The sequence below is a fragment of the Mesorhizobium sp. M7A.F.Ca.CA.002.05.1.1 genome (genome assembly GCF_003998335.1).
Classification (GTDB): domain Bacteria; phylum Pseudomonadota; class Alphaproteobacteria; order Rhizobiales; family Rhizobiaceae; genus Mesorhizobium.
Genome location: NZ_RZQI01000191.1, coordinates 1 through 7,904, shown reverse-complemented (window position 1 = coordinate 7,904; position 7,904 = coordinate 1). Strand labels below are relative to the sequence as shown.

The following is a 7,904-nucleotide window of genomic DNA, read 5'->3' as shown; positions in this document are numbered from 1 at the left end:
AGATCGGAATCGGGCCGCCGCTGCCGTGAAAATTGGCCGCGATCGGGTCATCCTCCAGGCGGCAGAAGAAGGGCAGCACGTCGGCTCCCGACCAGCCCTTGCATCCGATTTCCTCCCAGCGGTCGAATGCATGGAGCACACCGCGAATGGCAATCTGCCCATTGACGGCCGTCGAACCGCCAAGCCCCTTGCCGCGCCAGTAGACCCGGTGTTCCTGCCGCTTCGTGCGACGAGCCATCAGGTCGGGATACATGTATTGTTGCTGAAAATGGTCGGGAAGCAGCAGGTTGAAGGGATTTGGGCTCGCCATCTCGGCAGGTTGCTCGCCGCTCCGGTAGTCCGGCCCCGCTTCCAGCAAAAGCACGTTCGTGGCAGCATCTTCGGTTAGCCGGGCAGCAAGAACAGCTCCGGCTGCGCCGGCTCCGATAACGATGACATCAAAGGGCATGCCGCACTCCCTACATCCGATCAATGCACGGCTGACTCGACCGCGACATCATGTTGATTTCATTTGGGCACGATCATCTGCTGGCATTCAGGCTCAGCGATGTACGCCGGAACCAACCACCTTAGCCGCGCTGCACGACTGCAAGATCATCATGATTTGTTTTATATGTAAATATGATTTCGTATATGAACTCCCATCTACTCCATATGGCGTGCTGCCCCTTCCGAGTCGCGCCCAGGGAACAACTGCTTCCATGGAAAGTTAGTCCATGGCTACACCGCCGGTGAGCTTTCATGACAATCCAAGGGAGACAAATCATGGCGACTGCAAAAAGAGCGACGACAAAAGGACTGGAGGCTTTGTTCCTCGATGGGCTGAAGGACATTTACTACGCTGAAAAGAAGATACTCAAAGCCTTGCCGAAGATGGCAAAGGGCGCCGAATCCGAGGAGGTGGCCGCGGCCTTTGAGAAACATCGCATGGAAACCGAAGGCCAGGTCGATCGGCTCGAGCAAGTGTTCGAACTTATGGACAAACCGGCCCGCGGCAAGACCTGTCCGGCGATCGACGGCATTCTTGAGGAAGGGTCGGAAATTCTCGACGAATACAAGGGTGACCCGGCGCTGGATGCAGGACTGGTCGGCGCGGCACAGGCCGTCGAGCACTATGAAATCGCGCGCTATGGCACGTTGGTCGCGTGGGCTGAACAGCTTGGCAAGAGCGACGTGGTCAAGCTCCTCAACGAGACATTGAAAGAGGAGGTCGCGACGGACGAAGCGCTTTCCGGGCTGGGCGAAGGCGGTGTCAATGAGCGCGCCCTGCAGCAAGCTGCCTGACTGGGCGTCGTCGCCCCGGCGCCAAGCCGCCGGGCGACTTCGCGACCCGGCCTCGCGCCCTCTTCGTCGGTACCCTTCAGATGCAATCAGACCCACCCCGATACTTCGGGGTGGGTCTGCTGAAATCACACGCGATCAGCGGTTTTTGTGGCTTTGTTCGCCAGCTTTCACATGCTGTTCGTGGGTTCCACCACGCATGCCGGATCCATCGCCCTGCTGCCGTTGACCACCACCAGAGGCCTGCTGTTGCTGACGGTTTTTGTTGTCGGCGTTCTTGTGGCTCTGCTGGCCTGCCTTCACGTGCTGTTCGTGGCTACCACCTTGATTAGGCATTGTTCTTCTCCTTCACAATCGGCGAGGCGACAACCGCCTCGATTGCCTAAGACGAGTCAGGCGCGAACGTTCCCTCACGTAATATTTTGTGAAAACCATCAGACAAAGCCCACGGCGTTCGAAGGCGCCCGAGATGGATGCCGGATTTATTTCTGGCGTTGGCAACGAGTTCATCTTGGCCGTGACCGACGTTGCCGGCGGATCTCATGCCTGTGCCCACCAGGAGGAAAAATGCATGTCATTCCGATCCGAGAGATTTACAACCACTTTGACCTATAGCGACGATGAAAGAGCGCAGGCCGCCGCAGCGCTCTATCAATACAACATCGCACAGACCGGGATCGACGACCGAGCTGATATCGGAGCGGAGCTTCGCGACCAGTCAGGAAAGACCTGGGGCGGGCTTTGGGGCAGGACGGAGCTTGGGCTCCTGTTTCTCGACATGTTCTTCCTGCCTGAGCAGTTGCGTGGCCAATCCTTTGGCTCACAACTTCTCACGACGATCGAGGAAGAAGCCATCCGGCGGGGCTGCAAGAAGGCCGTCGTGGAGACGAGCAGTTTCCAGGCGCCGCTATTCTACATGCAGCACGGGTTCGAGGAATTCGGCAAAGTCGAATTCGGGATCCCTGGACATGCCCGAGTCTTCCTTCGGAAAGATCTGCTGTAAGTCTTGGGACAGGGCGCACGGATGGCCATCGGCTAGTTGTTTCAAACGCCAGATGCTCTGGAACAAATCGACGAGTGCGGAGTTAAACGCGTCGCGACGCGCAGTCTTGCAGCGACGTGTCGAATAGAGTGCATCCCGCTGGAGAGGCATGTGCGTACTGGACATTTCAGAAAGCCGATTATCATTCAACCTGGCCGGATAGACCGCGACAGGGTTGTGGTTTCGGTGTCGGACGCAGCCGAAGTGCTGCTGCGGGACTGGCCAAAGCCGACATCCGAGAGGCGTCTTGCCGCGATCAGAGCGTGCCTTGCCGTCATGCGAGGCGAAAAGCCTACAAGGACCGCACGACAGGCGTTCATCGTTGCGGCCAAGGACGCCAAGATTCTGCTGAGCGAGCAAGTCTGACCGTGGTGGGTCGCCTCGCCGGTGCCTGCAAGTGCGACTCTGCCGAGATTGGTTCGAAAGGGAGAAATCATGATCAAGGTTTCAAGTCCCACGCCTGCCGCGGCCAGAAGCGAAGTTCAGGCAGGAGCAACGCAGGACAAAACGCCGGGGTTCGATCCCGCCATTGCCCCGCTTGAGACAGACGCCGAGGCCGCGGACACGCAAAATTCGGTCGCTGGGACAAGTCCGCCGCGCACTCGCCCAAAATTCGAAAACGATGCCAGCTTTGCCAATGCCATGCGCCCGGTCGAAGGCGAGCCGGAACTGCGGCCCGGCGGCAACTGGCCGGTGTTGGTAATTGCAGCTGTCGTTTTGATAGCAGCCGTGGTTTTCCTGACGGCAGGCATGCTGCGCTGAGAATGATCCCGACGATGCGGCACCACGACCTATTCCTGGAGGTCTGGTGCGCCCTTCATGCCCGAGAGTTCGGTCATTGGGCACAGCAGCCGCGGTCGCGCGGGATCGGAAATGTCGAGCTTGTTCCAAGGGATGCGATATAGACCGCCGCGGCGGCGCAATCGGAAAAGATCCAGCACTGCCACGCCTATGGCCGAGGCCGAGAGGCGCTCGAAAGCGGCGTAGACCCCGACATGGATTTCGGTGACGACGAAATCGTCACCATCCCGTTCGGCGTGGATCTCCTCGATATAGCCGACATTCTTGCCGCGCTGCGAGAGTACGCGTCGCCCAGCCAGATGCTCAAGATTGACGGTGGTCATCATCAAGCTCCCGGAATGCGCCCGATGACATGGTCGCGCAACCAGTCCTGCCAGGCGAAGATCGACGTTTCTCGCACATCGATGTCGAACTCGATATCGATGCCGATATCTTTTACCTTGTGCCAGGCGATCCGATGGGGCTCGCCATGCTGCTTGACCGCGAGCCGCGCCATCCACCGCCCAGGCCGTGCGCCGAGGCGACGTGCCAGGGTGATGGAGCCGAGCTCGATGGCAATGATCCGAGGCGGCTTGCCAGGCCGTAACTCCGCCACCAGCCCGTCGACCTTGCCGATCTTGATCTGCTCGCGGTCGACCACCTGCTTGTCGAGGAGATCACGCAGCAACTTCATCATGTGCCTCCGAATATCTGCAGCGGGATGGTCACCACCGCCAGTACGAAGCCGAGCGCGATGATGAAGATGACGGCGGCATTCGACAAAATGCCATTGCGATGCTCGCCGACATAACGTTTGTCGTTCAGCAGAAACAGAAATGGGACGACCGTCAGCGGCAGGCTGGCTGCCGTCAGCGCCATGGAGAAGATGGTGAGCCTCAGCGGATCGAGACCAAGCGCGATGGGAATAGCCGCCAAAAGCAATGATATCGTGTAGGTGGCGCTGAAACCCGGATCGTCGCGCGGCTTGCGATCCTCGCCCCAATTCCAGCCGAAACCCTGGGCCACAAGATAGGCCTGTTGCAACCCGACCTCTAGTGCGGCGCCGAAGCAGGCAATGGCGAGGGAGGCAACAAACAGCACGAAGCCCCAGAAGCCGAATATAGGTATCAGCATCAACGGCAACTGGTGATAGTCATCCACTTGGGTGACGCCATGCGTGGCGAGCACGAGAGCGGCCACGATCAACACGCCGATCGAGATGGTCCCCCCGAAAGTCATGCCCAACCCCGCTATGGCCCGGTTGGCTCCGAGATAGCTTTTGTCCCACCGGTCCTCGATGGCCCCCGAGGAATAGAACATGAAGAGGTAGGGCGATATCGAGGCGCCGAGAATGCTGACCGCCATGAACCAGTAATTGGCGGCATCGTGGACCGGCAGCGAAGGCACGGCGCCCCTTGCGACTGCCGTCCAATCGGGTCTCAGCATCACCGCTCCGACGACGAAACACAGCGTCACCAGACCGAGAATAGATACGCCCTTCTCGATGAAGCCGAACGTGCCTTTCCAAAGCAGCAGCCACGCCAGCAAAGCCACCGGCAGTGCCCACCACTGGAAGCCTATGCCGGTGGCAAATTCGAGTGCAATGGCGACGCCGCCGATCTCGGCGGACAGCACCAGGAAATTGACCAGCAGGGCGGCAAGCAACGGCCATAGAAAGACGTTGAAGCCGAATCTCTCGCGGATGCCGTCGGAGATCGTGTGATGGCTCACGGCCGCGAACCGGCCGGACATTTCGACAAGGAAGATGATGCAGATGGTGCCGAGCACCACCGCCCAGATCAACTGGAAGCCAAACATCGCGCCTGCCTGCGCCGCTGTCGCCATGGACCCAACTTCGAGGAAGCCGCCGACGCTGGTGACGACGCCGAGGGATATTTCCATGAGCTTCTTCATGGCTTTGGCGCGAAGTATTTGGCGTAGGCGGTAGCGAGCGAACGCGACGCCAGCCGTATATCCTGTTGCGCATCTTGGACTTCCGGCCGGTCGCCCGCCTGCAATCCGGCCTCTGCACGCGCCACCGCGACCGACAAATCGTTGACTGCCTTCGTCAGCGAAGCTTGCTCGGCGGGTTCACTGGTTTCGGCGGACCGGATTTGCTCCCCGGCATCGGCAAGCGTCTTGCCGATCGATTGCAGCGTACCCGCCGTGTATGCGGTCGGCGCCGCCCCTGCCGCCCAGGCGTCCAGCGCCATCAATACAGTCTGCGATGCGGAGGCCGCTGTTCGTGATTGCTGCTCGATCTGATCGGAAGATGAGCATGCCGACAACATCATCAACAGCAAGCACAAGCACTCGAGCCTGAGATAGCGGCGTCTAACGATCAAATCAGGCGTCTCGTGCGCCACCGAATAGTCTCCCCCGACCCAACAAAACCGTGGCCGGCGTAAATCTGATCTAGAGCACTCGTCGGGTCCGTCAACGACCGCGCCCGCCGATCCGGAGCACGCGGCGGCGAGCCAGGTCCCGATCGGTTTCAATTGCCGCATCAGCGTAAGCTGAAGGTCAGGCGGGGCGATCCCCGTTCGGAGCGTCTTGGATTCTGTATTCGTGAATGAGGCCGAGAACCTGAGTTCTGACTGTGTCGCGCGCGTCGGGCTGGATGAAAAACATCAGCCGTTCGACCGCTTCAACGACTGCTTCGGGCAGATCCGAAACCGCATCGGTGAATTCGCTGCCATGCTCGTACATATTGTCCGTCAGTTTCTTGTCGAGGTCGGAAAGGATGCCCATCATCCACACTCCAGATCCGTGCTGTATCGAACTCACTTCGGCACCGTCACCGCGACGTCGCCTCGCCTGTTGCTGCCGGCCGTCGATCACTGCTGCCCCGGCATTTCCGTGTTTTCCCTAGGATTTTTCTGGACGCCGGCAGCCGGGGCGGTATCCGCGGGGGCATTGCCGCCCTGGTTCTGCTCCGGCGCGCGTTTCAGCGGCGAGGTCTGCCAGCCCATATCGACGTAGAAAAAGCCCACGACGAAACCAACAATGATGACCGCCGCTATCACCAGCGAGATTATTGCGTTGCGTCGCTCCATAGGCCTAGCCACCACTTGGCTTGGGAGATGCCGGCTGGGTTGGCTGCGTACCTTGCTGGTCGCCGCCGGTGCTGGTCTGCGGTGTTGGGTTGGTGTCCGTCGTGGGATTCTTGTCGACCGGCTGGCTGTTCGTAGTATCCGTCTTGGACTTGGCTGGATCGGCATTGTCGTTGCACCCCGCCAAGGCGAGCAATGCCGCCGACATCAAAAGCACTGCCCTCATGCTGATTTCTCCTGGCTGAGTCCGGGCGAAGCCGCCTGCCAATGACCTATCCGGTCGAACCGCACCGAGAGCCCTTGTTTGACCGCGCTTCTAGCCAGCAAATGGTCCAGTTCGGCGTCTTCGATCGGGCTTCGTACGACCTGGCGAATGGCCTTGCAGGCAAGTTCCGTCGAGACGAAATCATATCTCCTGCTCCTGGCGACGACATATTGTTCGACCAGCATCTTTACGCGCCTGAGCGCGATTTCTTCGGCGTATTGCATTCTGTTCCTCCTGCGCGCCGAACTGCCAAACGGGTACATTGTTCCCACCAGAACTTAAAAACATGGCAGCCGAACTCACGGGAAAGCCCGCGCTTCCCGAGCAGGGACGCGCGGGCTGGATCAGGCTGAGGGGGACCCGATCGTGCAGCATCAAACAAGGGGAGCAACGACGCTGCACGGATGTCGAACTCGCGTAGACCTAAGTAGACCTAAGTTGTTCCACCTCTCCACGCGCCGCTGTTCATGGCTTGGATGAACTCAAGGACAAATCGTTGTCACGGCCCGCATACAGCCGCGCATCATCCCGCACGGAACAATCAGCCCCGACAGTGGTTCGGCCGAAGCGAAGTTCGGAGGACGTGATGACGAATGAAAAGTTGGCCGTGGTGACGGGCGCCTCAAGCGGCATCGGCAAGGAACTCGCCAAACTGTGCGCCAAGGACGGCTACCACCTGATCATAGCCGCCGACGAGCCCGCGATCCAGCAGGCTGCCGCGGCGCTCGGTTCGCATGATGTGACCGTCGAAGCCATCGAGGCCGATCTGGCGACCGAGGAGGGTGTCGATCGTTTGATCGCCGGGATCGGCGATCGCGATGTCGACCTGTTGTTCCTGAACGCCGGACGTGGACTCGGCCGTGGTTTCGTCGATCAGGATTGGAAAAAAATCCGCCGCATCATCGACACCAACATCACCGGGACCGTCTATCTCGCGCATCAACTCGGAGCCAGGATGGCACGCCGCGGCCGAGGCCGCATCCTCTTCACAGGATCGATCGCTGGTTTCATGCCCGGCACTTTCCAGGCGGTCTACAACGGCACCAAGGCATTCATCGATTCCTTCTCGATCGCACTGCGTCATGAGTTGCAGGACACAGGGGTCACAGTCACCGTGCTGATGCCCGGGGCAACGCAGACGCGGTTCTTCGAACGCGCCGAAATGATGGATACCAAGGTCGGCACCGATGAGAAGGACAATCCCGCCGATGTCGCCAAAGCAGGCTACGAGGCGATGATGGACGGTGAGGAACAAATCATCAGCGGTTGGAAGAACAAGCTGCAGGTCGCCGCAGCGCATGTGACGCCGGCAGGCACGCTGGCCGAACAGCATCGCAAGATGGCCGAGCCGGGTTCAGCGTCCAAAGACTGACCTTCGGCCTTCAAGCAAACCAAAAAATCTCCAAGCAGGAGCACCATCATGAAAGCGCTCACATGGCACGGCAAAGGCGACATTCGATGCGACCAGGTGTTTTTTTTTTTT

General features: G+C 59.6%; 15 protein-coding genes. 5 read left to right on the top strand and 10 right to left on the bottom strand.

Features of this window, described 5'->3' with window-relative positions:
- On the bottom strand, positions 1 to 448 hold a 448-nt coding region (locus EN939_RS12490), incomplete at its 3' end, for a GMC family oxidoreductase N-terminal domain-containing protein (RefSeq protein WP_127268258.1).
- A gap of 317 nt (positions 449 to 765) precedes the next feature.
- On the opposite strand from EN939_RS12490, the gene EN939_RS12485 reads away from it, so the two are divergent.
- A complete protein-coding gene (locus EN939_RS12485) occupies positions 766 to 1,284 on the top strand; it encodes a YciE/YciF ferroxidase family protein (protein ID WP_127268257.1) in 519 nt (172 codons plus the stop codon).
- Positions 1,285 to 1,419: 135 nt separating this feature from the next.
- Here EN939_RS12485 and EN939_RS12480 read toward each other — a convergent pair whose 3' ends face one another.
- Positions 1,420 to 1,617 (bottom strand): hypothetical protein, encoded by a 198-nt coding sequence (locus EN939_RS12480; protein WP_127268256.1) that lies wholly within the window; start codon positions 1,615 to 1,617, stop codon positions 1,420 to 1,422.
- 133 nt (positions 1,618 to 1,750) lie between these two features.
- On the opposite strand from EN939_RS12480, the gene EN939_RS12475 reads away from it, so the two are divergent.
- From EN939_RS12475 to EN939_RS12465, 3 genes are all read left to right on the top strand, one after another.
- Entirely contained in the window at positions 1,751 to 2,284 is a 534-nt protein-coding gene (locus EN939_RS12475) for a GNAT family N-acetyltransferase (protein ID WP_236382701.1), read from the top strand.
- Positions 2,285 to 2,434: 150 nt separating this feature from the next.
- Positions 2,435 to 2,689: a DUF982 domain-containing protein gene (locus EN939_RS12470; RefSeq protein WP_127268255.1), complete on the top strand. Its 255-nt coding sequence runs from the start codon at positions 2,435 to 2,437 to the stop codon at positions 2,687 to 2,689.
- Positions 2,690 to 2,758: 69 nt separating this feature from the next.
- Positions 2,759 to 3,085 carry a hypothetical protein gene (locus EN939_RS12465; protein WP_127268254.1) on the top strand — a complete coding sequence of 109 codons (327 nt, stop codon included), beginning with the start codon at positions 2,759 to 2,761 and terminating at the stop codon, positions 3,083 to 3,085.
- A 29-nt stretch (positions 3,086 to 3,114) separates the two neighbouring features.
- On the opposite strand, the gene EN939_RS12460 is transcribed toward EN939_RS12465, so the two are convergent.
- The 8 genes from EN939_RS12460 to EN939_RS12425 all read right to left on the bottom strand — a co-directional run bounded on the left by EN939_RS12460 (position 3,115) and on the right by EN939_RS12425 (position 6,645).
- Positions 3,115 to 3,447, bottom strand: a complete 333-nt coding sequence (locus EN939_RS12460; RefSeq protein WP_127268253.1) for a hypothetical protein — start codon at positions 3,445 to 3,447, stop codon at positions 3,115 to 3,117.
- 2 nt (positions 3,448 to 3,449) lie between these two features.
- A complete protein-coding gene (locus tag EN939_RS12455; RefSeq protein ID WP_127268252.1) occupies positions 3,450 to 3,797 on the bottom strand; it encodes a hypothetical protein in 348 nt (115 codons plus the stop codon).
- Complete coding sequence (locus EN939_RS12450) at positions 3,797 to 5,017, bottom strand: NRAMP family divalent metal transporter (protein ID WP_127268251.1); 1,221 nt, start codon at positions 5,015 to 5,017, stop codon at positions 3,797 to 3,799. The genes EN939_RS12455 and EN939_RS12450 overlap by 1 nt, the downstream gene beginning before the upstream one ends.
- Positions 5,014 to 5,469, bottom strand: coding sequence for a hypothetical protein (locus EN939_RS12445; protein WP_127268250.1), 456 nt, complete (start codon positions 5,467 to 5,469; stop codon positions 5,014 to 5,016). Before EN939_RS12445 ends, EN939_RS12450 begins: the two co-directional genes overlap by 4 nt.
- Before the next feature lie 157 nt (positions 5,470 to 5,626).
- A complete protein-coding gene (locus tag EN939_RS12440) occupies positions 5,627 to 5,857 on the bottom strand; it encodes a hypothetical protein (RefSeq protein WP_031212583.1) in 231 nt (76 codons plus the stop codon).
- An 83-nt stretch (positions 5,858 to 5,940) separates the two neighbouring features.
- Positions 5,941 to 6,159 carry a hypothetical protein gene (locus EN939_RS12435; protein WP_013533184.1) on the bottom strand — a complete coding sequence of 73 codons (219 nt, stop codon included), beginning with the start codon at positions 6,157 to 6,159 and terminating at the stop codon, positions 5,941 to 5,943.
- Positions 6,160 to 6,163: 4 nt separating this feature from the next.
- Complete coding sequence (locus EN939_RS12430; RefSeq protein WP_127255009.1) at positions 6,164 to 6,382, bottom strand: hypothetical protein; 219 nt, start codon at positions 6,380 to 6,382, stop codon at positions 6,164 to 6,166.
- Positions 6,379 to 6,645, bottom strand: coding sequence for a hypothetical protein (locus EN939_RS12425; protein ID WP_027036323.1), 267 nt, complete (start codon positions 6,643 to 6,645; stop codon positions 6,379 to 6,381). Before EN939_RS12425 ends, EN939_RS12430 begins: the two co-directional genes overlap by 4 nt.
- A gap of 362 nt (positions 6,646 to 7,007) precedes the next feature.
- Here EN939_RS12425 and EN939_RS12420 point away from each other — a divergent pair, with 362 nt between their 5' ends.
- Positions 7,008 to 7,793 (top strand): SDR family NAD(P)-dependent oxidoreductase, encoded by a 786-nt coding sequence (locus EN939_RS12420; protein ID WP_127268249.1) that lies wholly within the window; start codon positions 7,008 to 7,010, stop codon positions 7,791 to 7,793.
- The last annotated feature ends 111 nt before the right edge of the window (positions 7,794 to 7,904 follow it).

Excerpts from the sequence above, each read along its gene's own strand:
- EN939_RS12480 (WP_127268256.1), bottom strand. The coding sequence starts at position 1,617 with ATGCCTAATCAAGGTGGTAGCCACGAACAGCACGTGAAGGCAGGCCAG.
- EN939_RS12455 (WP_127268252.1), bottom strand. The coding sequence starts at position 3,797 with ATGAAGTTGCTGCGTGATCTCCTCGACAAGCAGGTGGTCGACCGCGAG.
- EN939_RS12485 (WP_127268257.1), top strand. The coding sequence starts at position 766 with ATGGCGACTGCAAAAAGAGCGACGACAAAAGGACTGGAGGCTTTGTTC.
- EN939_RS12420 (WP_127268249.1), top strand. The coding sequence starts at position 7,008 with ATGACGAATGAAAAGTTGGCCGTGGTGACGGGCGCCTCAAGCGGCATC.
- EN939_RS12435 (WP_013533184.1), bottom strand. The coding sequence starts at position 6,159 with ATGGAGCGACGCAACGCAATAATCTCGCTGGTGATAGCGGCGGTCATC.
- EN939_RS12425 (WP_027036323.1), bottom strand. The coding sequence starts at position 6,645 with ATGCAATACGCCGAAGAAATCGCGCTCAGGCGCGTAAAGATGCTGGTC.
- EN939_RS12475 (WP_236382701.1), top strand. The coding sequence starts at position 1,751 with ATGGATGCCGGATTTATTTCTGGCGTTGGCAACGAGTTCATCTTGGCC.
- EN939_RS12450 (WP_127268251.1), bottom strand. The coding sequence starts at position 5,017 with ATGAAGAAGCTCATGGAAATATCCCTCGGCGTCGTCACCAGCGTCGGC.
- EN939_RS12430 (WP_127255009.1), bottom strand. The coding sequence starts at position 6,382 with ATGAGGGCAGTGCTTTTGATGTCGGCGGCATTGCTCGCCTTGGCGGGG.
- EN939_RS12460 (WP_127268253.1), bottom strand. The coding sequence starts at position 3,447 with ATGACCACCGTCAATCTTGAGCATCTGGCTGGGCGACGCGTACTCTCG.
- EN939_RS12465 (WP_127268254.1), top strand. The coding sequence starts at position 2,759 with ATGATCAAGGTTTCAAGTCCCACGCCTGCCGCGGCCAGAAGCGAAGTT.
- EN939_RS12440 (WP_031212583.1), bottom strand. The coding sequence starts at position 5,857 with ATGATGGGCATCCTTTCCGACCTCGACAAGAAACTGACGGACAATATG.